Here is a 23,002-nt window from a genome sequence, read left to right as displayed (position 1 = left end):
CCCTCGGCCACCATGCGGCGGGCCAGCGCGGTGGCGGGCACCCTGCGGTAGTTGAAGCCGACCATCGCCAACTGACCGCGCCCGAAGGCCTCCTCGGCGGCCCGGGTCATCACCTGGGCCTCCTCGACGGTGTTCGCGAGGGGCTTCTCGCACAGCACGTGCTTGCCCGCGGCGAGCGCCGCGACAGCGATCTCCGCGTGGCTGTCGCCGGGGGTGCAGATGTCGACGAGATCGACGTCGTCCCGTTCGATCAGGGCCCGCCAGTCGGTCTCGGTGGCCGCCCAGCCGTGCCGGTCGGCGGCCCGGCGCACGGCGTCCGCGTCCCGTCCGCAGATCGCGGCGAGCACCGGGCGGCGGGGCAGGTCGAAGACGCGTCCGACGGTCCGCCAGCCCTGGGAGTGGGCGGCGCCCATGAAGGCGTAGCCGACCATGCCGACCCGGAGCGGCGGCACCTCGGCCTCTTCTGACTGCTGCGGCTGTGCCATGCGCGATGTCCTCCTCGTCGTCGTGGCGCGGTGGGGGGTGCAGCCCGGTCCGTCGACGAACCGGGCGCCTGGGGCCCGCCCTTCGGATCGGCCCGGCGGGGGCGCGCTGCCGCCCGGGGCCGGCGTGACCGGTGGGGCAGGCCCCAGATCTGCTGGAGGGACGGACTCCAGGCCGGCCGGAGGGACAGCCCCTGGGCTGACTGGTGGGACAAACCCTGGGTGAGCCGGAGGGCCAGGCCCTGGGCGGACCGGTGGGACCGGCATCGGGCCGGCCGGTGGGACAGGCATCGGGCCGGCTGCTGAAACAGGCTCCGGACCAGGCCATAAGGCAAGCCCCGGACCGACCGGAGAAACAACCCCCGGACCAACCGCTGAAACAGGCCCCGGACCAGGCCATAAGGCAAGCCCCAGAACGGCCGGAGGAACAACCCCCGGACCAACCGCTGAAACAGGCCCCGGACCAGACCAAAAGGCAAGCCCCAGAACGGCCGGAGGAACAACCCCCGGACCAACCGCTGGAACAACCCCCGAACCAGACCAAAAGGCAAGCCCCGGACCAGGCCGTAAGGCAGGCCCCCGCTCGGGACGCCTCACTTGAAGCCGGTGGACATGTACTGGTCGACGTTGGTCTTGTCGACGACGGCCGAGTAGAGGGTGAGCGAGGCCGGGATCTCGAACTCGGCGAGTCCGCCTATGCCCTTGGACTGGCCGAGCGCGCGGGCGAGGTCGATCGCCGAGGCGGCCATGGTCGGCGGGTAGAGGACGGTCGCCTTGAGGACACCGTTGTCCTGCTTGATGGCCTGGAAGGCGGACAGCGCGCCCGCACCGCCGACCATCAGGAAGTCGTCGCGGCCGGCCTGGTCGATGGCGCGCAACGCGCCCACGCCCTGGTCGTCGTCGTGGTTCCACAGCGCGTCGAAGCCGGACTGTGCCTGGAGGAGCTGGGCCATCTTGGCCTGTCCGGACTCCACCGTGAACTCGGCGGCCTGGCGGGCCACCTTCCTGATGTTGGGGTAGTTCTTCAGGGCGTCGTCGAAGCCCTTGGTGCGCTGCTTGGTGAGTTCGAGGTTGTCGAGCCCGGCCAGTTCGATGACCTTGGCGTTCGACTTCCCCTTGAGCTTCTCGCCGATGTAGTGGCCGGCGTTGAGCCCCATGCCGTAGTTGTCGCCACCTATCCAACAGCGGTACGCCTGCGGGGTGTTGAAGATCCGGTCGAGGTTCACGACCGGGATCCCGGCGCGCATCGCCTTGAGGCCGACCTGGGTGAGGGCCTTGCCGTCCGCGGGCAGCACGACCAGCACGTCGACCTTCTTGTTGATCAGGGTCTCGATCTGGCCGATCTGCTGGGCGGTGTCGTTGGAGCCCTCGGTGATCTCCAGGGTGACGTCCGAGTACTTCTTCGCCCGGTTCTTGGCGTTGTCGTTGATGGCGTTGAGCCAGCCGTGGTCGGCCTGCGGTCCGGCGAAGCCGATGGTGACCGGCTTTCCGGGCGAGTCGGCGGCGGCCGGCTGGTCGTCCGCGGCCGGCTCCTCGTCCTTGGGGTCGTTGCTGGTGCAACCTGCGAGGAGGGCACCGGCCCCGACGGCGGCTGTTCCGAAGAGCAGTCCTCTACGGCTCGTAAGTTCAGGCATGTCCGTGAACCCTTTCCTCAGGTCGTGCTTGCGGTACGGCGCTGGACCAGCACGGCGGCGACGATGATCGCGCCCTTGGCGATCTGCTGGACGTCGCTCTGCAGGTTGTTCAGGGCGAAGATGTTGGTGATCGTGGTGAAGATCAGGACGCCGAGCACGGAGCCGGTGATGGTGCCGCGGCCCCCGCTGAGCAGGGTTCCGCCGATGATCGCGGCGGCGATGGCGTCGAGCTCGTAGAGGTTGCCGTTGGTGTTCTGGCCGGAGCCGGACAGGATGATCAGCAGGAAGGCGGCGATGCCGCAGCACAGCCCGGACAGCAGGTAGAGGTAGAGGCGCTGGCGGCGGACGTCGATGCCGGCGAGCCGGGCGGCCTCGGCGTTGCCGCCGACGGCGACGGTGCGCCGGCCGAAGGTGGTGCGGTTCAGCACCAGCCAGCCGATGATCGTCACGACCGCGAAGACCATGACGAGCGGGGGTATGCCGAGGACGTAGGCGTCGCGCTCCCCCAGGTCGAGGACGGAGGGCACGGTCACGATCTGCGTCCGGCCGTCGGTGATCTGGAGGGCCAGTCCGCGGGCCGAGGCGAGCATGGCGAGGGTGGCGATGAAGGGGACCATGGCTCCGTACGCGACGAGCAGCCCGTTGACCAGACCGCAGCCGACGCCGACGATCACCGCGGTGAAGAGGATGCCCGCGAAGCCGTACTCCTGGGTGGCGACGGTGGTGGCCCACACCGAGGCGAGGGCGACGATCGCGCCGACGGAGAGGTCGATGCCGCCCGAGGTGATGACGAAGGTCATGCCGACGGTGACGACACCGATCACCGAGGCCTGGGTGAGGACGAGTTGCAGGTTGCGGGTGTCGAGGAACTCGTCGGGCTTGGTGATGCCGCCGATGAGGATCAGTACGGCGAGCACGCCGAGGAGGGAGAGGGTACGGACGTCGGCGCGGGCGAACACACCCCGCCAGGCGAACGATTCGCTCACCGGAGGCACTTTGTCGGCGCTTCCCCTCGGCGGGGACACATGCTGCGTCATGACGCCGGGCTTCCTTCCATGACGAGGTCGAGTACACGGTGTTCGTCGAGCTCGCGGGCGGGCGCCCGGTGCACGACACGGCCCTCGCGGAGCACCAGCACACGGTCGGCGAGGCCGAGCACCTCGGGGACCTCGCTGGAGACCAGCAGCACGGCCAGCCCTTCGTCGGCGAGGCGCCGCACGACCGCGTACAGCTCGGCGCGGGCGCCGACGTCGACGCCCCGGGTGGGTTCGTCGAGCAGCAGGACCCGGCAGCCGCGCAGCAGCCAGCGGGCCAGGACGGCCTTTTGCTGGTTGCCGCCGGACAGGGTGCGGATCGGCACGGAGGGGTTGTCGGGCCGCAGCGACAGTTCACGGGTCGCCGCCCGTGCCGCCGCGAGTTCGGCGCCCCGGTCGATCCAACCGGCCCTGGAGAAGCGGGACATGGAGGAGACGGACACGTTGCGGGTGACCGACTCCAGCATCAGCAGGGCCTGCGCCTTGCGTTCCTCGGGGGCGAGACCGATCCCGGCGCGGACGGCGGCACGGACACTGCCGGGCTTCAACGCCCGCCCGTCCACGACGACTTGACCGGAGGCGGGTTTGCGGGCTCCGTAGATCGTCTCCAGGATCTCGGAGCGCCCCGAGCCGACGAGTCCGGCGAGGCCGACGATCTCCCCGGGGTGGACCACGAGGTCGAGGGGCTCGAACTCGCCCTGTCTGGCGAGCCCTTGGACCTCCAGCAGCGGTTTGCCCTCGCCCTTCGCGTCGGCGGGCGGCCGCTGCGGGAAGACGTATTCGACGTTGCGGCCCGTCATCAGCGCCACGACCTCGCGCGTCGGCGTCGACTTGGCGGGCAGTCCGACCGCGACCGCCCGGCCGTCCTTGAGGACCGTCACCCGGTCGCCGATCCGCCGGATCTCCTCCAGCCGGTGGGAGATGTAGACGACGGCGACACCCTCGGCGGTGAGGTCGCCGACGATCCGGAAGAGGTTGTCGACCTCGTCCGGGTCCAGGGCGGCGGACGGTTCGTCCATCACGATGAGCCGTACGTCGTGCGAGAGGGCCCGCGCCATGGACACGATCTGCTGCTGCGCCGCCGACAACTCCCCCACCAGGCGCGCCGGATCGATCTCCGGGTGCCCGAGTCGTCGCAGCAGAGCGGCGGTCGACCGGCGGGCCGCCTTGCCCCGTACGACGAAGCCCGCCGCCGTGGGTTCATGGCCGAGGTGGACGTTCTCGGCCACGGAGAGGTGCTCCACCAGGTCGAGTTCCTGGTAGATGGTGGCGATGCCGAGGCGCATGGCGGCGATCGGTGAGCGGAGGGTGACCTCCTCGCCGCGCCAGCGCAGCCGGCCGGTGTCGGGCTGGTGGGCGCCGGCCAGGACCTTGATGAGGGTGGACTTCCCGGCCCCGTTCTGGCCGAGCAGACAGTGCACTTCGCCGGCCTGGACGTCGAGGTCGACGCCGTCGAGGGCCCGGACTCCGGGGAACGTCTTGGTGATGCCGGACATGCTGAGCAGCGGTGGTTCTGGTGCCATGAGGTCCCCTTGGCGGGCGTGCGGGCCGGTTTCAGGGCAGGGCGGAGCAGGGCGCTGTGCCAGACGTGCCGAAGTTGTCTTCTACGCGGGCGAGAACGTGCTGAGCGGGCGAAAGCGTGCTGACGTCGGTTGCTACGCGGGGGAGAACAGGTGGTCGCTGATGAGCCGGGCCGCGCCGATGACTCCGGCGGTGGGGCCCAACTCCCCAAGAACGATGGGCAGGTTGCCGGTCGCCAGTGGCAGTGACTGGCGGTAGACCTGGGTGCGGATCGCGGCGAGCAGGGTGTGGCCGAGACCCGTCACCCCGCCGCCGATCACCACCAGACCCGGGTTGAAGAAGGAGACCAGTCCGGCGATGACCTGGCCGGTCCGGTTGCCGCCCTCACGGATCAGGTCGAGTGCGGTGGCGTCACCGGCGGCCGCCGCGGCGGCGACGTCGACGGCCGTCAGTCCGCCGTTCGCCTCGAACCGCGAGGCGAGTTCCTCGGAGCGCCCCTGCTCGACCGCCTCCACGGCGTCCCGGGCGAGGGCCGCCCCGCTGAAGTGGGCCTCCAGGCAGCCCCGGTTGCCGCAGGCGCACGGGCGGCCGTCGGGCACGGCCTGGATGTGCCCGATGTCGCCCGCGCTGCCCGTCACCCCGCGGTGGACCTCACCGCCGGCGACGATGCCGCAGCCGATACCGGTGCCGATCTTGACGCAGAGGAAGTCGCCCACGGAGCGTGCCACGCCCGCGTGCATCTCCCCCATCGCCATCAGGTTCACGTCGTTGTCGACCATGACCGGGCAGCCGAGTTCCTGGCTGAGCGCCTCCCGTACGGGGAAGCCGTCCCAGCCCGGCATGATCGGTGGAGCCACCGGTACGCCCTCGGGGAAGCGGACCGGTCCCGGGACGCCGATGCCGGCACCGTCGAATCCCTCCGCGAGGCCCGAGGCCCTCAACTTGGCTGCCATGGACAGGACTTGCTCGAAGACCGCGACCGGGCCCTCGCGGACGTCCATGGGCTGGTTGAGATGTCCGAGGATCTCCAGTTCGGCGTTGGTGACGGCGACGTCGACCGAGGTCGCGCCGATGTCCACGCCGAGGAAACGCAGGTTGGGGGCGAGCCGGATGTTGTGGGAGCGGCGCCCGCCGCGCGAGGCGGCGAGTCCGTCGGCCACGATCAGGCCCGTCTCCAGCAGCCGGTCCACCTCCACGGCCAGCTTGGACCGTGACAGGTCGACCTGATCGCCCAGTTGCGCACGGGAGTTGGGTCCTCCGTCGCGCAACAGCTTGAGCAGCCGGGCCTGATGCGCGTTCGCGGGTCGTGCCGTCATGCGTCTCACGAGCCCCTCCCCGCCTCGTTCGGCCACCAGTTGCCGGGCTTTCGAGGGGAACGTAGCAGTGGCTGCCACACCTGGGAAGAAGCTGTGCACAGATTGCCGCCGACTTTCTCCACTCACAGGACAAAGACGTGCCGCCCTCTGGCGGCCCGGCGCGCTCTCCCGCAGGATTGGCTCGCTGGAGGGAGCACATGTTTCCGGTGACGAGGTGCGACGGGGGACGTGGGGGGCCGAACTCGTGCGCGCGTCGGCGGAATCCGGCGGGCCCGCACCCCCATCCCCCCGTAGCCCACCGCCGATCCGGGCGGCGACAGCGACCAAACCCCCTACCGATCCGAGCCTCGCGGCCCCACGACCTGCGTGACCCGCCGCCCACCCGACGGGCAACTACCCCCACCAGGACCCGACGCGCAACAACGACTCACGCCCGCGTTGTCCCCCGGACGACGCCCGACTACCCCCGCTGACGTGCGTGGTACGACGTCCGCGTGTGTTCGGTGTGCTCGCGCATCAGCTCCGTGGCCCGCCGCTGGTCCCGGTCGGCGATCGCGGCGATCAGTTCACGGTGCTCGATCCAGGACTGGTGGCCGCGCTGACGGGCGATCGGCGTGTAGTACCAGCGCACGCGACGGTCCACCTGCCCCGCCAGCTCGGCGAGGACCGCGTTGCCCGCCAGCTCCATGACCTTCGCGTGGAGTCGGGCGTTCAGGGCGACCGCGGCGTCGACGTCGTCCGCGGCCACCGCGCTCTCGCCCTGCGCGCAGAGTTCCTCCAGGGCGGCGATGCCGGCGCTGCCCGCGTTCGCGGCCGCCAGCCGGGCCGCCTCTGCCTCCAGCAACGTGCGCACGGTCAGCAGCTGGTCGGCCTCCTCGTCCGTCGGCTCGTGCACGAACGCCCCCTGCGCCGGACGCAGATCCACCCACCCCTCGGTGTTCAACCGCTGAAGGGCCTCACGCACCGGCTGCCGGGACACCCCCAGATGACCCGCCAGCTCACTCTCCACCAGATGCTGACCCGGCTGAAGCGCACGCGTGGTGATCAGTTCGAGCAGCGCGCCGTAGACACGATCACGCAGCGGACCAGGACGTTCCAGCTTCGGTACGGATCCCTGCGGCAGACCTGTCGACAACATGCCGGTCCCCCTCCTCGGCGGCGGACACCCCGGATACCCCGGACACCCGGTTACCCCGGACACCACTGACTCGTTGCCTTTTGTGTACAGTCTACGGCGCACAGTGGCCAGGCACACCGCCCGTCGGCCTCGTCACACCCCGCACGTCAGGGGCAGCGGACGACCTGGCCGGCGTAGGAGAGGTTCCCGCCGAACCCGAACAGCAGCACCGCGTCACCGGTCGAGATCGCCCCCTGTTCGACCAGCTTGGAGAAGGCGAGCGGAATGCTGGCCGCCGACGTGTTCCCGGACTCCGTGACGTCACGGGCCACCACGGCGTTGACCGCGCCGATCTTCTCCGCGAGCGGCTCGATGATCCGCAGGTTCGCCTGGTGCAGCACGACCGCGGCGAGGTCCGCGGGCGTGAGCCCCGCGCGTTCGCAGGCCTGCCGGGCCAGCGCCGGAAGTTTCTGGGTCGCCCAGCGGTACACGCTCTGCCCCTCCTGCGCGAACCGCGCCGGCTCGCCCTCGATCCGCACGGCGTGCCCCATCTCGGGCACCGACCCCCACAGCACGGGCGAGATGCCGGGTACGTCGGCGCCCTCGACGACCGCCGCGCCCGCCCCGTCGCCGACGAGCACACAGGTGGTGCGGTCGCTCCAGTCGGTCACCGCGGACATCTTGTCGGCGCCGATCACCAGCGCCCGGGTCGCCGCACCGGCCCGCACGGTGTGGTCGGCGGTGGCCAGCGCGTGGGTGAAGCCGGCGCACACCACGTTGACATCCATCGCGGCGGGCGAGGGGATGCCGAGCCGGGCGGCGACCCGGGCGGCCATGTTCGGGGAGCGGTCGACGGCGGTCGAGGTGGCGACCAGGACGAGGTCGATGTCGGCGGGAGTGAGCCCGGCCGAGGCCAGTGCCTTGGCAGCGGCGTGCGAGGCGAGCTCGTCGACCGGCTCGTCGGGACCGGCGATGTGGCGGGTCCGGATCCCCACCCGGGACCTGATCCACTCGTCGCTGGTGTCGACCAGGCCCGCAAGTTCCTCGTTGGTGAGTACTTTCGCGGGCTGGTAGTGGCCGACTGCGGCGATCCGCGAGCCGTTCATGGGGGGTCCCCCTCGTTGCCTTGGGTAGCCGGATCCCCCAGTCTGATCAGTGACTCACGGGTACGCGGGCACGTAAGGCCACAGGAAACGGGCGCCCGAGTTGTCGGCTTCCCTCACACATCTCGGACGCCCGAACACCTGCCGAACAGTTACTTGGTGAACAGCTGCGTGGCCTTCTGTACGAGCTCGTAGAGGCCGTAGACGAGCGGCGTGCCCACCCACACCCAGGCCAGGGCGATGAGCGGGCGCCGGTCAGGCGGACTCTGACTGCTGTCGTTCTGTGACATCGGCGGCCTCCCTCGGCGCGGGAATGTGGTGACGGGCACTGACGGGGCGGACCAGCTCGTTGGCGACGAACCCGACGACGAGCAGCCCGATCATGATCACGAACGACGTCCCGTAGAGGGCGGAGCCGCTCTTGCCCGCCTCCTCCTGCCGGTCGGCGATCCAGTTCACGATCAGCGGGCCGAGGACACCGGCCGTGGACCAGGCGGTGAGGAGCCGGCCATGGATGGCGCCGACCTGGTAGGTCCCGAAGAGGTCCTTCAGGTAGGCGGGGATCGTCGCGAAACCGCCGCCGTAGAAGGAGAGGATCACCAGCGCGCACAGGATGAACAGCGGCTTCGAGGAGTCGCCGAACAGGGCGATGAGCCCGTACATCACCGCTCCCACGCCCAGGTAGACGCGGTAGATGTTCTTCCGTCCGATCAGGTCGGACGTCGAGGACCAGCCGATGCGGCCCGCCATGTTGGCCGCCGACAGCAGGGCGACGAATCCGGCGGCGGCCGACACCGAGACCGGGGTCGAGGTCTCCTTGAAGAAGTCGGTGATCATCGGGGCGGCCTTCTCCAGGATGCCGATGCCCGCGGTGACGTTCATGCAGAGCACGATCCACAGACACCAGAACTGGGGGGTGCGTACGGCGTTGCGCGCCGAGACCTGCGGGCCGTCGAAGGCGCTGGGCGCGTTCTCGACCGGCTTCTCGCTGCGCGGCACGCGCACCAGCAGGACGCCGAGGAGCATGAAGACGGCGTACGACAGCCCGTGCACGAGGAACGCCAGGGCGATCCCGGAGCTGTCGGAGCCGAAGGACTCCAGCATCTGCGCCGACCAGGGCGAGGCGATGAGCGCGCCGCCGCCGAAGCCCATGATGGCGATGCCGGTGGCCATGCCGGGCCGGTCGGGGAACCACTTGATCAGGGTGGAGACCGGCGAGATGTAGCCGATGCCGAGGCCGATGCCGCCGACGAAGCCGTAGCCGAGGACGATCAGCCAGTACTGCTCGGTGGCCGCCCCCAGCGCGGACAGCAGGAAACCGGACGAGAAGCAGATCAGCGCCACCGTCATCGCCCAGCGCGGCCCGTTGCGCTCCACCAGCGTGCCGCCGAACGCGGCGGACAGGCCGAGCATCACGATGCCGAGCTGGAAGGGCAGTGCGCTCTGCGTGCCGCTGAGACCGAGAGCGGACTCGAGCGGCGGCTTGAACACAGACCAGGCGTACGCCTGTCCGATGGAGAGGTGGACCGAGAGAGCGGCCGGGGGGACGAGCCAGCGGCTCCACCCCGGGGGCGCGACAGGGGGACTCATGATCCCGAACGGTAGGAAGAATGAGGGTAGTTGAAAAGGCGGCGCGTCGACCGTATGCGATGAGCGGTATCCCGGACGCGACGAACGGTCGAGCCGCACCCTTGCGCAACCTCGGCCACACTGTAGACAATATTCCGTCGACACAACGGAGCGCCTGGCCGAGCCGAGCCGGGCCGGGTCAGACACGCGGGCGGCGGGTACGCGGGTACCTGGGGCACGAGGGGTCCGCAGACCCGCACCCGCATGTGCAGGACAATGAGATCGTCAAGGTCACCGCTCCGCTCGACGGGCCGGAGGCCCAGGGCAGCCTCTGCAGCAAGGGCCGTTTCGGCCACCAGCTCGTACAGAACCGGGACTGACACATATGGGACGAGTCACGGAACGACGCAAGGTGATCCGCATCCGCGACGGGGCCGTCTCGTCCCGCCCGGACACCCTCGTCGCCGAGGAACCGCTGGAAATCCGCCTCAACGGCAAACCCCTCGCCATCACCATGCGCACCCCGGGCGACGACTTCGCCCTCGCCGCCGGCTTCCTCGTCAGCGAAGGCGTCCTGGCCCAGCACAGCGACCTGCAGAACATCGTCTACTGCGCCGGAGCCACCGCCGACGGCTCCAACACCTACAACGTCGTCGACGTGAAAACCGCCCCCGGCGTCCAGATCCCCGACATCACCCTCGAACGCAACGTCTACACCACCTCCTCCTGCGGCCTGTGCGGCAAAGCCAGCCTCGACGCCGTCCGCACCACCACCCACTGGCCCATCAACGACACACCCCCGGTCCGTATCGAGCCCGACCTCCTCGCGAGCCTCCCCGACCGGCTCCGCGCGGCCCAACGCGTCTTCGACCGCACCGGCGGCCTGCACGCCGCCGCCCTGTTCACCGAACACGGCGAACTCACCGACATACGCGAAGACGTCGGCCGCCACAACGCCGTCGACAAACTCATCGGCCGCGCGCTCCAGCACGACGACCTCCCCCTCGACCGCACCATCCTGCTGGTCTCCGGCCGGGCCTCCTTCGAACTCGCGCAGAAAGCCGTCATGGCCGGCATCCCCGTGCTCGCGGCCGTCTCCGCACCCTCTTCCCTCGCCGTCGACCTCGCCACCGAAACCGGCCTCACCCTCATCGGCTTCCTGCGCGGACACACCATGAACGTGTACGCGGGAGAACACCGGCTCGCGTTGGAGGCGGCGGCCGCCCAGAGCTGACCGGGGGCCGTCTCAGTCCTCCGCGTCCTCGGCGAAACCCTCGCGGGGGGCTTCGGCGAGGGCTTCGACGAAGGCCTCGACGAGCGGTGCCTTCCGGTTCGCCTCCCAGGCCAGGAACACCTGGTCCGGCTCCGCGTCCAGGACCGGCACGTAGGTGATGTCCGGCCGGGAGTACTGCTGGGCGACGGACTCGGGGACGAGGGTGATGCCCTGTCCGGCCACCACACGCTCGAACTTCTCCTCGATGGTGCGGATCGGGACGTCGTCCGGTCCGGGATCGGCGTACCGGAGCCGGGGTTCGTCCTCCAGGTCGGCCAGGAGCAGGTCCCGCTTGCCGGCGAGCCGGTGGTGCGTGGGGAGCATGGCCACGCGGTTCTCGGTGAACAGCGGGAGGAGTTCCAGGCCGTGCTGCCGGACCGGTGGCCGTACGTAGGCGAGGTCGACGGTGCCGTCGAGGATGAGGTCCTCCTGGTCGTCCCATTCGACCCGGCGTGCTTCGACGGCGATGTCGGGGCGGGCGGCGCAGAAGGCGCGCAGGGCTCGGGACAGCACGATGCCGGCGCGGAAGCCGACGATCAGGCGGTGCGGGGCGTGGGCGGCCCGGCGGACCCGGCGCCGGGTGGCGTCGGCTGCGGCGAGCAGGGTGCGGGCGTCGTCGAGGAGTTGGCGTCCGGCGGGGGTCAAGGTGACGCCGTGGCTGTCGCGTTGGAACAGTACGGCGTCCAAGTCCTTCTCCAGGGCCTTGATCTGGCGGCTCAGGACCGGCTGGGCGATGTGGAGCCGTTCGGCCGCCCGTCCGAAGTGCAGCAGCTCGGCCACCGCGACGAAGTAGCGCACTTTCCGCAGGTCGAGGTCCATGGCCGTTCCTTCCCTGGGCGATACCTCCAGGGTATCGCCGTGGTCGAAAGAGGTCTTGGACGGCTCGGTGGGGGCGCCCGCAGGCTGGAGCCGGACATCCACGGAAGGGAGAACGGCATGAGCCTGCGGGGACAGCGGATCGTCGTGGTCGGCGGCACTTCGGGTATCGGTCTGGCGGTGGCGGACGCGGCGGCGCGGGAGGGCGCCGAGGTGGTGGTCGCCTCGCGCCGGAAGGAGAGTGTGGAGGCGGCACTCGAGCAGTTGCCGCCGGGTGTGTCGGGGGACGTCCTGGACGTCACCTCGGAGGTCGGTGTGCGGGACTTCTTCGCGCGGACGGGGGCCTTCGATCACCTCGTCTTCACAGCGGGCGAGCCGCTGCGGTTCGAGCCGCTGGCGCGGACCGACCTGGCCCGGGCGCGGAGCTTTCTGGAGACGCGGCTGTGGGGCGCGGTCACGGTGGTCAAGCACGGGGCGCCGCTCATCCGGGAGGGCGGTTCGGTCGTGCTCACCACGGGTACCGTCGCGCGTCGGCCGATGCCGGGGACGAGTGTGGTGGCGGGTCTGGCCGGGGCGATGGAGTCGCTGACCCGGGCGCTGGCCCTGGAGCTGGCTCCGATCCGGGTCAACGTGGTCGAGCCCGGGGTGGTCCGCACCGAGCTGTGGCGGGAGCTGCCGGCGGAGGACCGCGAGGGTCTGTTCGCGTCCGCCGCCCAGGCGCTTCCGGTCGGCCGGGTCGGCGAGCCGGAGGAGATCGCCGAGGCGTATCTCTATCTGATGCGGGGCGGCTTCAGCACCGGCTCGGTGGTGGTCGTGGACGGCGGGACGGTTCTGGTGTGAGCGGTCAGCACGCCACGAAGCGCACCTGGTCGGCCGTGACCACGGTGCCCAGGCGCGGGAAGTCGAGGCGTGCCGAGGCCTCGTGCTCGGCGGCGGTGAAGGCGGCCATGGCGTCCTCGACGAAGACGAGGTCGTAGCCGAGGTCGAGGGCGGCGCGGGCGGTGGACTCGACGCCGAGGTTGGTGGCGATTCCACCGAACACCAGGGTCGTGACGTCGAGTTGGCGCAGACGGGCGTCCAGTTCCGTGTCCTGGAAGGCGCCGATGGTCCGCTTCACGATCTCGATGTCGCCGGGGCGGGCGAGGCCGGTGGCCAGGCCGCTGCCGGGCGGCTGGTCGGCGACGCCGGGCCGTTCGACGCGCACGAGGACCACGGTCGCGCCGGCCGCGCGGAAGGTGGTCGCCAACTCCTCGGCAACGGTCAGGACTTCGGTGCCTTTGCGGGGTTCCAGGGGCAGCGCGACGATCCGGTCCATCAGATCGACGAGGACGAGGGCGCTGCGCGCGGGGTCGAGTGCGAGGGGTCCGGTCATGACGGAACGTTATCCGCCGTCAGCCCTCCGTGCCGGAGATCCGGATCAACAGGCTCATGAACTGGGCGCGTTCGGCCGGGGAGAGGGGGGCGAGCAGCTCGTCGTTGGCCTGGCGGGCGACCTTCTCGCAGCGTTTCAGCAGCCGGGCTCCCTCGTCCGTGAGGGACACCGCGTTCTTGCGGCGGTCCGCGGGGTCCGGTTGGCGCAGGACGAGACCGGCGGACTGGAGGTCGTTGAGGATGCCGACCAGGTCCTTGGGGTCGAGCCGCACTCCGCGGCCGAGGTCGGCCTGGGCGACGGGGGCGAGGTCGCGGACGGCGGAGAGCACCACGTGGTGCCACATCTTCATGCCCTCGGTGGCCAGCGCCTCGGCCACCAGGGCCCGTCCGCGGGCGGCGGCGCGTCCGAGGAGCCAACTGGGGAGGGAGCGGATCGCGGGGAGGGGCGCTTCGGTCATGCGGCCAGCCTAGCCACTATTCATTGGACTTCCCAACGACCTTCTGGCTATCGTTGGGAACCCCAATGAATTCACCGGGAGGTCGGTCGATGCGTCGCGTCCGTTACGAGTCCACGGGTGGCCCGCTGTTCCTGGAGGAGGTGCCGGTCCCCGCGCCGGGCCCGGGCGAGCTCCTGGTGCGCTGCGAGGCGGTCGGCGTCACGCTCCCCGTGGTGCGCAAGGTGACCGAGGCCGCGCAGCCGGTGCCGCTCGGCGGAGAACTCGCCGGAGAGGTGGTGTCCGTCGGCGCCGGGGTCACCCGCTTCCGTCCTGGCGAGCGGGTCACGGGACTGTGCTTCGGCCACGGTTACGCCGATTTCGCGCTGCTCCACGAGGCCATGGCCTCCCCGGTCCCGGACGGCGCCTCGGCGGTCGACGCGGTCGCCCTGGTCCGCAGCGGCCTGGTCGCGTTCGGCGCGCTGGAGGCGGCGCGCCCCGAGCCCGGGGAGACGGCGCTGATCACGGCGGCGGCGAGCGGGGTGGGCCACCTCGCCGTGCAGCTCGCCCGGGTCCGGGGGGCCTCCCGGGTGGTGGGCGCGGTCTCCGACCCGGGCAAGGCGGACTTCGTGCGCTCGCTCGGCGCCGACGCCACCGTCCTTTACGGGGACGACAGTTGGGGGGATCCCGTCGACTACGCCCTCGACGCGGTCGGCGGCGAGCTGCTCGCCCCCGCACTGGCCGCGCTGGCCCCGGGCGGGCGGCTGGTGGCGTACAGCTCGGGCGGCGGGACGATCCAGGCGTACGACCTCCTCGTCGGCGCCAAGTCCGTGACGGGCTTCCAGATGGCGCGGATCGCGCGGGAGCGGCCGGAGTTGTACGAGCGATGGCGACGGGAGCTGTGGCGGATGTTCATGGACGGAGCCCTCCGGCCCGTCGTGCACGGGGAGTTCGCCCTGGAGGACGCGGCGCGGGCACACGAGGTGATCGAGTCGCGGCGCAACCTCGGAAAGGTCGTACTCCATCCGTGACGGGACACGCGCACGGTTCTTGTGGGGCACCGGGTGCGGAACTACGGTCCGTGACCGAAAAGGTCACATTTCCGAATGTACGGACCACCGAAAGGGCGCCCGTGCCGTCGAGTCGCGCACGTCTGAGACCCCTCCTGACCACCCTGCCCACCGCCGCCCTGCTCGCCCTCCCCCTCGCCGCGCCGGACCCGGCTCACGCCCAACCCCGGTCCACCCCACCGGGGTTCGAGCAGCGGCCCCTCTTCGAGGCGGGCCGGGACCCTGGTTACGCCTGCTTCCGTATCCCGGCGATCGTCCGGACCACCGGCGGCACCCTGCTCGCGTTCGCCGAGGGCCGGGTCCTCGACTGCGGGGACGCCACCGACATCGACATCGTCCTGAAGCGGTCCACCGACGGAGGCCGTACCTGGGGTCCCCTCCAGGTGGTCAACGAGGGAGGCGGCGACACCCACGGCAATCCGGCCCCGGTCGTGGACCGCGTGACCGGCCGGGTCCTGCTGGCCGAGACGTACAACACGGGCCGTGCGGACGGCGAGAACTGCCGGATGCCCTGCGACCGCACCCCGCACCTCCAGTACAGCGACGACGACGGCCGCACCTGGTCCGTGCCCCGCGACCTGAGCGACGAGATCCTGCCCCCGCGGCGGAGCTCCTGGTACGCCACCGGCCCCGTGCACGGCATCCAGCTCGGCCGCGGCCGGTACGCGGGGCGGCTGGTGTTCGGTGTCAACGCCGAGACATGGGAAGGCAGTCGGGTGAGCGCCAACCACGCGGCGCTCGCGGTGAGCGACGACGGCGGCGCGCACTGGCGGCTCGGCGCCATCGACTCCTGGCCGGTCGCCGCCGACGGCACCTTCCGGCAGAAGCCCTCCGAGCTCACTCTCGCCGAGCGCGCCGACGGCTCGCTCCTCGTCAGCGGGCGCGAACAGGACGGCACCGACCTCGGCCACCGCACGCAGGCCGTCAGCCACGACGGCGGCGACAGCTTCGCCTCCCCCTTCCGGGCCCTGCCCGACCTGTACGCACCGCAGGTCCAGTGCGCCACCCTCGACCTCGGCGAGCGCCTGCTGCTGTCCTGCCCGGCGGACCCGGACCGCCGCCGCACCATGACGATCCGCTCCTCCTACGACGGCGGCCGCACCTGGGACACCCCCGACCGCGGCACGGTCGTCACCACGGACTGGTCCGGCTACTCCGACATGGCCCGCGTCGACCAGGACACGGTGGGCCTGCTGTACGAGGCCGGGGCCGTCGACGCCCGCGACGAGATCCGCTTCGCCCGCTTCGCCGAGGGCCGGCTGACCCCGCGCCGCGGCCCCGACCCGACCACCCCGGACCGCGCTCCCCTCGCCCCGCCCGCGGTCGTGCTCGGCGGCGCCCGCGAGACGGCCGGGGTGATCGGCGGCGCCCTGGCCTTCGACGGCGCCGACGACGCCGTACGCCTGCCGTATCGCGAACAACTCCCGCTCGGCAGCGGGGACTTCACCGCGTCCCTGTGGTTCCGGTACACCGCCGGGTCCGGGGAGCAGCCGCTGCTGTGGATGGGCGGCGTCGGCACCACCCAGCCGCAGGTCTGGCTGCGCGGGGAGCCGGCGAGCGGCCGGGTGCGCGGACTGATCACCGTGCGGGAGGGCGCGTCGGCCGTGCGGACGGCGTGGGTGAGCACGAGCGGCGCCCACAACGACGGGCGGTGGCATCATCTGGCCCTGCGCCGGGGCGGCGGCCGGCTCACGCTCTTCGTCGACGGCAGGGCGAGCGGCACACCGGACGTGCCGGGCTCGGTGAGCCGCAACGCGCCGTTCGGGGTGCACATCGGGCAGCGCGTGGACGGCCGGGCCCACTTCACCGGCGCGATCGACGAGGTCCGGGTCTGGGACCGGGCCCTGACCGACGCGGAGATCACCGGCGCCAAGGCCACGCCCGGGAACACCGTGCTGTGGCTGCCCATGGACCAGGTGGTCGACAGCCGCTAACGTCGCCAACCGTGCCCGAGGACGCACGAGCACGACAGCGAACCGGCACCGGCGTCGGGCTGCTGCTGGCGCTGGTGCTGGGAGCCGTGCTGCTCACCGCCCTCCCGGACGGCGGCGGGCGGAACGCCGGTGACTGCGCACCGCTCACCGTCGGGTCCTGGTCCGCGGACGACCGCCTCACCGGCGAGTTCGCCCGCTACGGCGACGACGGCGCCCGCAGCGACGACTGGACCGGCGGCGACGGCACCCATTCGGTGCGGCTGCCCGACGGGCGGCTGCTGTGGCTGTTCTCCGACACCTACCTGGGCCAGGTGTACGGCCCGCCCAACCCGTTCGGCGAGTCGCACGCCTGGCGCGACACCACCGCGCCCCTGGTGCGCAACTCGGCGGTGCTGATGCGCGACGGCCGCCTGGAGGGCACCCTCCCCGCGCCCCTGTTCCCGGACCCCGGCCCCAACCAGTGGCGCTGGCCGGTCGCGGCCCGCGTCGAGCCCCGCTCCCCCGGCTCGGACGAGCAGGTCCTGAGAGTGCTGCTGTGGATGCGCACAGCCGGCCAGTTCCCCTGGATCTACGGCGTCCCGACCGCCACCGAGGTCGCCACGCTCTCCCTGCCCGACCTGCGCGTCCAGTCGATCACGAAGACCCTCGACCAGCAGCGGGTCGAGGACCCGTCCCGGCGGGTGCTGTTCGGGACCACGCTGGTCGAGGACGGCGAGTGGACGTACGTCTTCGGCGGCGACGACGGCCAGGCCGCGTCCCGTTCCGCCTCCTCGGCGTACGTGGCCCGGGTGCCGAGGGGCGCTCTCGCCGAGCCGGGCGCCTGGGAGTACTGGGACGGCTCGGCGTGGACGACCGGTACCCGCCCGCGCCCGGTGCTCGGGGACGGGCGGCGCACCGGGGTGGGCAGCGCCTTCTCCGTCGTACGGCAGGACGGGACGTACGTGCTGTTCACCATGGCCGCGGGGACGAAGGGGCTCGCGGCCGTGACCTCGTACTGGGCCTGCTCCCCCACCGGACCGTGGCACGGTCCGGAGCGGGACTTCACCCCGGCCCTGCCCTCCGGTCAGGTCGCCGCCTACAACCCGCAGGCGCACCTCGAACTCAGCGGCGGGGGGCGGCTGGTGCTCAGCTACGACGTCAACTGGCTGGAGACGGCGGTCGCTTCGGCCCAGCTCAACCGGAACGTGTCGCTGTACCGACCGCGCTTCGTGACGCTGCGGCTGACTCCCGGGCGCTGACCTCCCGGCCCTCCTCGACGACGGGGTCGTGCGAGCGGCGCTTGGCGATCACCGCGCAGACCATCAACTGCATCTGGTGGAAGAGCATCAGCGGAAGCACGGCGAGCGAGGCGTGCGCGCCGAACAGGACGCTGGCCATGGGGAGTCCGGAGGCGAGTGACTTCTTCGAGCCCGCGAACTGGATGGCGATCCGGTCCTCGCGGTTGAAGCGCAGCGCCTTGGCGCCGTACCAGCTCAGGGCGAGCATCACGGCGAGCAGGACGGCCTCGACGATCATGAGTCCGCCGAGCCTGAGCGGGCTCACCTGGTGCCAGATGCCCTGGACCATGCCCTCGCTGAACGCGGTGTAGACGACCAGCAGGATCGATCCGCGGTCGACGAGGCCGAGGATCTTCTTGTGGCGGGTGATGAAGCCGCCGATCCAGCGGCGCGTCAACTGGCCCGCCACGAACGGCACGAGCAATTGGAGCACGATCTCCAGGAGCGAGTCCGCCGAGAACCCGCCGCCGCTGCTGCCGAGCAGGGCGGCGGCGAGGAGCGGGGTGATGACGATGCCGACCAGGGAGGAGAAGGAGCCGGCGCAGATCGCCGCGGGCACGTTGCCGCGGGCGATCGAGGTGAAGGCGATCGAGGACTGGATGGTGGAGGGGACGAGGGTGAGGAAGAGCAGACCCTGGTAGAGGGGGTCCGTCAGGAACACCGGGACCAGTCCGCGGGCGGCGAGACCGAGCAGCGGGAAGATCACGAACGTGCAGGCGAGGACGGTGACGTGGAGGCGCCAGTGCTTGAGGCCGTCCAGGGCCTCGCGGGTGGACAGTCGGGCGCCGTACAGGAAGAAGAGGAAGGCGATCGCCGCCGTGGAGGCTCCGGAGGCCACGTCCGCGGTGGTCCCGCGCGCCGGTACGAGGGCCGCGAGACCCACCGTGCCGAGCAGCAACAGGATGTACGGGTCGACCGGCATCCAGGCCGGCCACTTCAGGCGCTTCACGGTGCTCCACTTGCTCGTGTTCGACTGCGGTACGGGGTCATGAAGGACGCCTCCCTCAGGTCGGAGGGTCCCCCTCCATCGTCCTCCTTCACTCCTTGATCGGGAATCCCGCATACCACTCTGACTGTCATCACGTTCCGCGATAACCTGGCGCCATGTACGACCCGTCGCAGTTGCGTACGTTCCTGGCGGTGGCGCAGACCCTGAGCTTCACCCAGGCCGCCCGGCGGCTGGGGCTGCGCCAGTCGACCGTGAGCCAGCACGTACGGCGTCTGGAGGACGCCGCCGGGCGGCAGCTGTTCACCCGGGACACCCACTCCGTGGAACTGACGGAGGACGGCGAGGCCATGCTGGGGTTCGCCCGGCGGATCCTGGAGGTGCACGACCAGGCGACGGCGTTCTTCACCGGCACGCGCCTGCGGGGGCGGCTGCGGTTCGGGGCGTCGGAGGACTTCGTGCTGACGCGGCTGCCGGAGATCCTGGAGGGCTTCCGGTACGACCATCCCGAGGTGGACCTGGAGCTGACGGTCGAGCTGTCGGGCACCCTGCACGAGCAGCTGGCCGCCGGGAAGCTGGACCTCGTGCTCGCCAAGCGGCGGCCCGAGGATCCCCGGGGGGAGCTGGTGTGGCACGACCGGCTGGAGTGGATCGGCGCGGAGCGGCTCCGCCTGGACGGGGACCGCGCGGTGCCGCTGATCGTCTATCCGCCGCCGGGCATCACGCGGACGCTGGCTCTGGAGGCCCTGGAGCGGCAGGGGCGGGAGTGGCGGATCGTGTGCACCAGCGGCAGCCTCAACGGCCTGATCGCCGCGGCGCGGGCCGGCCTGGGGGTGATGGCGCACTCCCGGGGGTTGGTGCCACCGGGGCTGGTGGAGGTGCCCGACCGGTTCGGGCTGCCCGAGCTCGGGCGCGTGGACTTCGTCCTGGTCCACGGCCGCCGCCGGACCGCCGCCCAGGAGGCAGCCGACGCGCTGACCTCAGCGATCCTCGCCGGCGGAGACCGACTGCACCGGCGGTGAGCCCGCCGAGCCGGACAGGCGGACCGGAGTGACACATCCCGGGCCGTTGACGCTGAGGGAAGAGAGGACCCCACCGCGTGGACAATCGTTTCACCTAGGTGGTGAGCCGTAATCGGGACGTACAGATTCAGTGGAGATTGCGGCGTAGAAACTTACTCAACCGTCAGTTTTCTGTCCGACCCTTCCCCATGTGAGGGTATTTTCCGGTACTGACCAGGCCATACGTGAGCACCCCTCGGCTTCGACCCCCCTCCCGCCCGATGTCGGGGTGGGGTAGCTTTCACGGCGCTGTGCGGAGCTTCACTGAGCGCCAGGGAGAGCGGGGAGCGGGGTTTGCGCGAGTTCACCAACCCTCCGTTGGCGTTGGCACCCCCGGTGGGCGGACTGGCCGACGTCGTCTTCGAGCATGCCCAGAACGACCCCGTGCACATCGCCCTCGGCCGCAAGGACGACAACGGACAGTGGCGGGACGTGACCTCCGCGGAGTTCCGTGACGAGGTCCTGGCCCTCGCCAAGGGACTGCTCGCCCAGGGCATCCGCTTCGGCGACCGGGTCGCGATCATGTCCCGTACCCGCTACGAGTGGACGCTCTTCGACTTCGCGCTGTGGACGATCGGCGCACAGGTCGTGCCGGTCTACCCGACCTCCTCCGCCGAGCAGTGCTTCTGGGCGCTGTACGACGCCGAGTGCACGGCCGCGATCGTGGAGCACGAGGACCACGCGATGACGATCGCCACCGTCATCGACCGGCTGCCGCGGCTGCACCGGCTCTGGCAGCTGGACTCCGGCGCGGTGCAGGAGCTGTACGACGCGGGCGCCGCCATCGAGGACGACGTGGTGCACCGGCACCGGCAGGCGGTCACCCCGGACTCGGTCGCGACGATCATCTACACCTCGGGCACGACCGGCCGCCCCAAGGGCTGTGTCATCACTCACGGCAACTTCATGTTCGAGGCGGACACCGTCATCGAGCGCTGGGAGCCGGTGTTCCACTCCAAGAAGGGCGACGAGGCGGCGACCCTGCTGTTCCTGCCGCTCGCGCACGTCTTCGGGCGGATGGTGCAGGTCGCGGCGATCCGTGGCGGGGTCCGCTTCGGCCACCAGCCGCAGATGAACGCGGCCGCCCTGCTGCCGGACCTCGCCGCGTTCAAGCCGACCTTCTTCCTCGGGGTGCCGTACATCTTCGAGAAGGTCTTCAACGCCTCCCGCCGCAAGGCCGAGAAGGAGGGCAAGGCCGGGCCGTTCGAGAAGGCCGTCGACGTGGCGGTGAAGTACGCCGAGGCCATGGAGGCCAAGGCCTGGGGTCTCGGTCCCGGCCCGTCGGCGGGGCTGCGGATGCAGCATCAGCTCTTCGACAAGCTCGTGTACGCCAAGATGCGGGCGGCGATGGGCGGCCGCATCAAGCAGGCCATGACCGGCGGTTCGGCCATGGACCGCAAGCTGGGGCTGTTCTTCGCCGGCGCCGGCGTGCACATCTACGAGGGGTACGGCCTCACCGAGACGACGGCGGCCGCCACCGCCAACCCGCCCGAGCGCACCCGCTACGGCACGGTCGGCCAGCCCATCCCCGGCATGACCGTGCACATCGCGGACGACGGCGAGATCTGGCTGTACGGCCCCAACGTCTTCCAGGGCTACCTGAACAACGACAAGGCCACCGACGAGGCGCTGCACGACGGTTGGCTCGCGACCGGTGACCTCGGCTCCCTGGACGAGGACGGCTACCTCACCATCACCGGCCGCAAGAAGGAGATCCTCGTCACCTCCGGCGGCAAGAGCGTCTCCCCCGGCGTGCTGGAGGAGCGGGTGCGCGACCATCCGCTGGTCTCGCAGTGCATCGTCGTGGGCAACGACCGGCCGTACATCGCCGCCCTGGTCACCCTCGACCAGGAGGCCGTCGAGCACTGGCTGGGGATGCGCGACAAGCCCCGGATGGCCCCGGCCCAGTTGGTGCGCGACGCCGACCTGGAGACCGAGGTGCGGCGGGCGGTGGTCGCCGCCAACACCCTGGTCTCGCAGGCCGAGTCGATCCGCACCTTCCGTATCCTCGCCCAGCCCTTCACCGAGGAGCACGGGCTGCTCACGCCGTCGCTGAAGCTGAAGCGCAAGGCGATCGAGACGGCGTACGCGAACGAGGTCGAGGCGCTGTACCGGGCCTGACTCCCGCCTCAGACGAGCTGGTAGCCGCGCAGGTTCGTCAGCAGGAGATAGGTGTCCTGGAGGGACCCGGAGGTGTCGCCCAGGGAGCGGTAGATGCCCCACTTGGGGCGCACCCGATCGGCGAGGAAGGTGTCCACGCCGGTCTTCGACGCGTCGATCACCGTCGAGCCGCCGGACTTGAGGATCCAGCGGACCGAGCCCGCCGAGCCGTTGCCCACCTTGATCTGGAAGTCGACGTCGGTCCACTTGTCGTGCAGCGGGTCGAGGCTGGTACGGCCCACGAGGGTGTCGCTGTCGAACAGCTTCAGTTCGATGGTCTGCGCCCCGTTCACCCGGCGCAGGGACTGCACGACGATCGGCGAGGTGCCGGTGCCCGGCTGCTTCATCTGCATGATGTGCGTGAAGCTGGTGGTCGCCTTCAGCGAGCTCGGGATGTACATCGAGTAGGTGACCCGCCAGGTCTGGCCCTGGGTCCACTTCAGGTAGCTGCTGCCGCTGGTGCGCAGCCCGGTGACCTCCTGGCGCTGACGGTCGGTCGAGGTGTCGCGGTCGGCCATGTGGATGTCGAAGCGCCAGTTGTTGCCGGTGGCGTGGATGTGGGGCTGTCCGCCGGGGTGCGAGTCGGCGCGGTCGTCCTCGACCGTCTCGAAGGCACCGAGGCCGTCGCCGCTCGCGGTCGGTGCCCACTTCTGCTGCCAGGAGGCGGCGGGCGCGGCGATGGCGGTGGACGCGGCGGTGGGCAAACCGGCCGCGGCTCCCGCCGCACCGGCGAGGGCGGCGCCCAGCAGGGCCCTTCTGGATGTGCTCATGACATACATCACCTCACAGAGGGAGTGTTCACATTCATGCACGACGTTCAGTGACGCAATCCAGAGTCGCGTCAGGGCAGTTGGCCGGTCAATGGTCCGGACCAAAGAGACCGA

21 protein-coding genes and 1 pseudogene are annotated in these 23,002 nt (G+C 71.0%); 8 read left to right on the top strand and 14 right to left on the bottom strand.

Going from position 1 to position 23,002, the window contains the following annotated elements:
* From ABZ098_RS13800 to ABZ098_RS13760, 9 genes are all read right to left on the bottom strand, one after another.
* Nucleotides 1-485, bottom strand: a 485-nt coding sequence (locus ABZ098_RS13800) for a Gfo/Idh/MocA family oxidoreductase (protein WP_356590484.1), incomplete at its 3' end; no start/stop codon positions are given.
* 590 nt (nt 486-1,075) lie between these two features.
* Nucleotides 1,076-2,116 carry a substrate-binding domain-containing protein gene (locus ABZ098_RS13795; protein ID WP_356590482.1) on the bottom strand — a complete coding sequence of 347 codons (1,041 nt, stop codon included), beginning with the start codon at nt 2,114-2,116 and terminating at the stop codon, nt 1,076-1,078.
* A gap of 17 nt (nt 2,117-2,133) precedes the next feature.
* Nucleotides 2,134-3,153 carry an ABC transporter permease gene (locus ABZ098_RS13790; RefSeq protein WP_356590480.1) on the bottom strand — a complete coding sequence of 340 codons (1,020 nt, stop codon included), beginning with the start codon at nt 3,151-3,153 and terminating at the stop codon, nt 2,134-2,136.
* Nucleotides 3,150-4,673: a sugar ABC transporter ATP-binding protein gene (locus ABZ098_RS13785; protein ID WP_356590478.1), complete on the bottom strand. Its 1,524-nt coding sequence runs from the start codon at nt 4,671-4,673 to the stop codon at nt 3,150-3,152. Before ABZ098_RS13785 ends, ABZ098_RS13790 begins: the two co-directional genes overlap by 4 nt.
* Nucleotides 4,674-4,805: 132 nt before the next feature.
* Nucleotides 4,806-5,987 (bottom strand): ROK family transcriptional regulator, encoded by a 1,182-nt coding sequence (locus ABZ098_RS13780; RefSeq protein ID WP_356590476.1) that lies wholly within the window; start codon nt 5,985-5,987, stop codon nt 4,806-4,808.
* 460 nt (nt 5,988-6,447) lie between these two features.
* Nucleotides 6,448-7,125 carry a GntR family transcriptional regulator gene (locus tag ABZ098_RS13775; RefSeq protein ID WP_356590474.1) on the bottom strand — a complete coding sequence of 226 codons (678 nt, stop codon included), beginning with the start codon at nt 7,123-7,125 and terminating at the stop codon, nt 6,448-6,450.
* A 146-nt stretch (nt 7,126-7,271) separates the two neighbouring features.
* Entirely contained in the window at nt 7,272-8,210 is a 939-nt protein-coding gene (locus ABZ098_RS13770) for a beta-ketoacyl-ACP synthase III (RefSeq protein WP_356590472.1), read from the bottom strand.
* 149 nt (nt 8,211-8,359) lie between these two features.
* Complete coding sequence (locus ABZ098_RS13765) at nt 8,360-8,497, bottom strand: hypothetical protein (RefSeq protein ID WP_356590470.1); 138 nt, start codon at nt 8,495-8,497, stop codon at nt 8,360-8,362.
* The gene (locus tag ABZ098_RS13760) at nt 8,463-9,797 is read right to left on the bottom strand and encodes an OFA family MFS transporter (protein WP_356590468.1); all 1,335 of its coding nucleotides are present in this window, start codon (nt 9,795-9,797) and stop codon (nt 8,463-8,465) included. The genes ABZ098_RS13765 and ABZ098_RS13760 overlap by 35 nt, the downstream gene beginning before the upstream one ends.
* A 242-nt stretch (nt 9,798-10,039) precedes the next feature.
* On the opposite strand from ABZ098_RS13760, the pseudogene ABZ098_RS13755 reads away from it, so the two are divergent.
* A pseudogene (locus tag ABZ098_RS13755) lies at nt 10,040-10,156 on the top strand (Fe-S-binding domain-containing protein); the annotation flags it as partial.
* Between the two features lie 5 nt (nt 10,157-10,161).
* Nucleotides 10,162-11,010: a formate dehydrogenase accessory sulfurtransferase FdhD gene (gene fdhD, locus ABZ098_RS13750; RefSeq protein ID WP_356590466.1), complete on the top strand. Its 849-nt coding sequence runs from the start codon at nt 10,162-10,164 to the stop codon at nt 11,008-11,010.
* Nucleotides 11,011-11,022: 12 nt separating this feature from the next.
* Here the strand turns inward: fdhD and ABZ098_RS13745 are convergent, their stop codons facing one another.
* Nucleotides 11,023-11,868: a LysR substrate-binding domain-containing protein gene (locus ABZ098_RS13745; RefSeq protein ID WP_356590464.1), complete on the bottom strand. Its 846-nt coding sequence runs from the start codon at nt 11,866-11,868 to the stop codon at nt 11,023-11,025.
* Nucleotides 11,869-11,985: 117 nt separating this feature from the next.
* On the opposite strand from ABZ098_RS13745, the gene ABZ098_RS13740 reads away from it, so the two are divergent.
* Nucleotides 11,986-12,705, top strand: a complete 720-nt coding sequence (locus ABZ098_RS13740; protein WP_356590462.1) for an SDR family oxidoreductase — start codon at nt 11,986-11,988, stop codon at nt 12,703-12,705.
* 4 nt (nt 12,706-12,709) lie between these two features.
* Here ABZ098_RS13740 and ABZ098_RS13735 read toward each other — a convergent pair whose 3' ends face one another.
* Nucleotides 12,710-13,237, bottom strand: a complete 528-nt coding sequence (locus ABZ098_RS13735) for an isochorismatase family protein (protein ID WP_356590460.1) — start codon at nt 13,235-13,237, stop codon at nt 12,710-12,712.
* 19 nt (nt 13,238-13,256) lie between these two features.
* Entirely contained in the window at nt 13,257-13,694 is a 438-nt protein-coding gene (locus ABZ098_RS13730; RefSeq protein WP_356590458.1) for a MarR family transcriptional regulator, read from the bottom strand.
* A gap of 89 nt (nt 13,695-13,783) precedes the next feature.
* Between ABZ098_RS13730 and ABZ098_RS13725 the strand changes: the two genes are divergently transcribed.
* The 3 genes from ABZ098_RS13725 to ABZ098_RS13715 all read left to right on the top strand — a co-directional run bounded on the left by ABZ098_RS13725 (nt 13,784) and on the right by ABZ098_RS13715 (nt 17,912).
* Nucleotides 13,784-14,701, top strand: coding sequence for a zinc-binding dehydrogenase (locus ABZ098_RS13725; RefSeq protein WP_356590456.1), 918 nt, complete (start codon nt 13,784-13,786; stop codon nt 14,699-14,701).
* Between the two features lie 101 nt (nt 14,702-14,802).
* The gene (locus ABZ098_RS13720; protein WP_356590454.1) at nt 14,803-16,674 is read left to right on the top strand and encodes a sialidase family protein; all 1,872 of its coding nucleotides are present in this window, start codon (nt 14,803-14,805) and stop codon (nt 16,672-16,674) included.
* A gap of 11 nt (nt 16,675-16,685) precedes the next feature.
* Nucleotides 16,686-17,912 carry a DUF4185 domain-containing protein gene (locus tag ABZ098_RS13715; RefSeq protein WP_356590452.1) on the top strand — a complete coding sequence of 409 codons (1,227 nt, stop codon included), beginning with the start codon at nt 16,686-16,688 and terminating at the stop codon, nt 17,910-17,912.
* Here the strand turns inward: ABZ098_RS13715 and ABZ098_RS13710 are convergent.
* Nucleotides 17,848-18,873, bottom strand: coding sequence for a bile acid:sodium symporter family protein (locus ABZ098_RS13710; protein WP_356590544.1), 1,026 nt, complete (start codon nt 18,871-18,873; stop codon nt 17,848-17,850). The genes ABZ098_RS13715 and ABZ098_RS13710 overlap by 65 nt on opposite strands.
* Before the next feature lie 182 nt (nt 18,874-19,055).
* On the opposite strand from ABZ098_RS13710, the gene ABZ098_RS13705 reads away from it, so the two are divergent.
* Together ABZ098_RS13705 and ABZ098_RS13700 are read left to right on the top strand one after the other, a co-directional pair.
* Nucleotides 19,056-19,919 (top strand): LysR substrate-binding domain-containing protein, encoded by an 864-nt coding sequence (locus tag ABZ098_RS13705; protein ID WP_356590450.1) that lies wholly within the window; start codon nt 19,056-19,058, stop codon nt 19,917-19,919.
* 333 nt (nt 19,920-20,252) lie between these two features.
* Nucleotides 20,253-22,079 (top strand): AMP-dependent synthetase/ligase, encoded by a 1,827-nt coding sequence (locus ABZ098_RS13700; RefSeq protein ID WP_356590448.1) that lies wholly within the window; start codon nt 20,253-20,255, stop codon nt 22,077-22,079.
* An 8-nt stretch (nt 22,080-22,087) separates the two neighbouring features.
* On the opposite strand, the gene ABZ098_RS13695 is transcribed toward ABZ098_RS13700, so the two are convergent.
* Nucleotides 22,088-22,888, bottom strand: coding sequence for a heparin lyase I family protein (locus tag ABZ098_RS13695; protein ID WP_356590446.1), 801 nt, complete (start codon nt 22,886-22,888; stop codon nt 22,088-22,090).
* Nucleotides 22,889-23,002: the final 114 nt, after the last annotated feature.

The organism is Streptomyces sp. NPDC006335 (assembly GCF_040612795.1).
Classification (GTDB): domain Bacteria; phylum Actinomycetota; class Actinomycetes; order Streptomycetales; family Streptomycetaceae; genus Streptomyces.
Note: the sequence above shows the minus strand (reverse complement) of the source record. Positions and strands in the feature narration are given on the sequence as shown.

What these genes read in the sequence shown, in the direction of transcription:
- ABZ098_RS13795 (WP_356590482.1), bottom strand. Translation starts at nt 2,116, where the DNA reads ATGCCTGAACTTACGAGCCGTAGAGGACTGCTCTTCGGAACAGCCGCC.
- ABZ098_RS13790 (WP_356590480.1), bottom strand. Translation starts at nt 3,153, where the DNA reads ATGACGCAGCATGTGTCCCCGCCGAGGGGAAGCGCCGACAAAGTGCCT.
- ABZ098_RS13785 (WP_356590478.1), bottom strand. Translation starts at nt 4,673, where the DNA reads ATGGCACCAGAACCACCGCTGCTCAGCATGTCCGGCATCACCAAGACG.
- ABZ098_RS13780 (WP_356590476.1), bottom strand. Translation starts at nt 5,987, where the DNA reads ATGACGGCACGACCCGCGAACGCGCATCAGGCCCGGCTGCTCAAGCTG.
- ABZ098_RS13775 (WP_356590474.1), bottom strand. Translation starts at nt 7,125, where the DNA reads ATGTTGTCGACAGGTCTGCCGCAGGGATCCGTACCGAAGCTGGAACGT.
- ABZ098_RS13770 (WP_356590472.1), bottom strand. Translation starts at nt 8,210, where the DNA reads ATGAACGGCTCGCGGATCGCCGCAGTCGGCCACTACCAGCCCGCGAAA.
- ABZ098_RS13765 (WP_356590470.1), bottom strand. Translation starts at nt 8,497, where the DNA reads ATGTCACAGAACGACAGCAGTCAGAGTCCGCCTGACCGGCGCCCGCTC.
- ABZ098_RS13760 (WP_356590468.1), bottom strand. Translation starts at nt 9,797, where the DNA reads ATGAGTCCCCCTGTCGCGCCCCCGGGGTGGAGCCGCTGGCTCGTCCCC.
- fdhD (WP_356590466.1), top strand. Translation starts at nt 10,162, where the DNA reads ATGGGACGAGTCACGGAACGACGCAAGGTGATCCGCATCCGCGACGGG.
- ABZ098_RS13745 (WP_356590464.1), bottom strand. Translation starts at nt 11,868, where the DNA reads ATGGACCTCGACCTGCGGAAAGTGCGCTACTTCGTCGCGGTGGCCGAG.
- ABZ098_RS13740 (WP_356590462.1), top strand. Translation starts at nt 11,986, where the DNA reads ATGAGCCTGCGGGGACAGCGGATCGTCGTGGTCGGCGGCACTTCGGGT.
- ABZ098_RS13735 (WP_356590460.1), bottom strand. Translation starts at nt 13,237, where the DNA reads ATGACCGGACCCCTCGCACTCGACCCCGCGCGCAGCGCCCTCGTCCTC.
- ABZ098_RS13730 (WP_356590458.1), bottom strand. Translation starts at nt 13,694, where the DNA reads ATGACCGAAGCGCCCCTCCCCGCGATCCGCTCCCTCCCCAGTTGGCTC.
- ABZ098_RS13725 (WP_356590456.1), top strand. Translation starts at nt 13,784, where the DNA reads ATGCGTCGCGTCCGTTACGAGTCCACGGGTGGCCCGCTGTTCCTGGAG.
- ABZ098_RS13710 (WP_356590544.1), bottom strand. Translation starts at nt 18,873, where the DNA reads ATGCCGGTCGACCCGTACATCCTGTTGCTGCTCGGCACGGTGGGTCTC.
- ABZ098_RS13705 (WP_356590450.1), top strand. Translation starts at nt 19,056, where the DNA reads ATGTACGACCCGTCGCAGTTGCGTACGTTCCTGGCGGTGGCGCAGACC.
- ABZ098_RS13695 (WP_356590446.1), bottom strand. Translation starts at nt 22,888, where the DNA reads ATGAGCACATCCAGAAGGGCCCTGCTGGGCGCCGCCCTCGCCGGTGCG.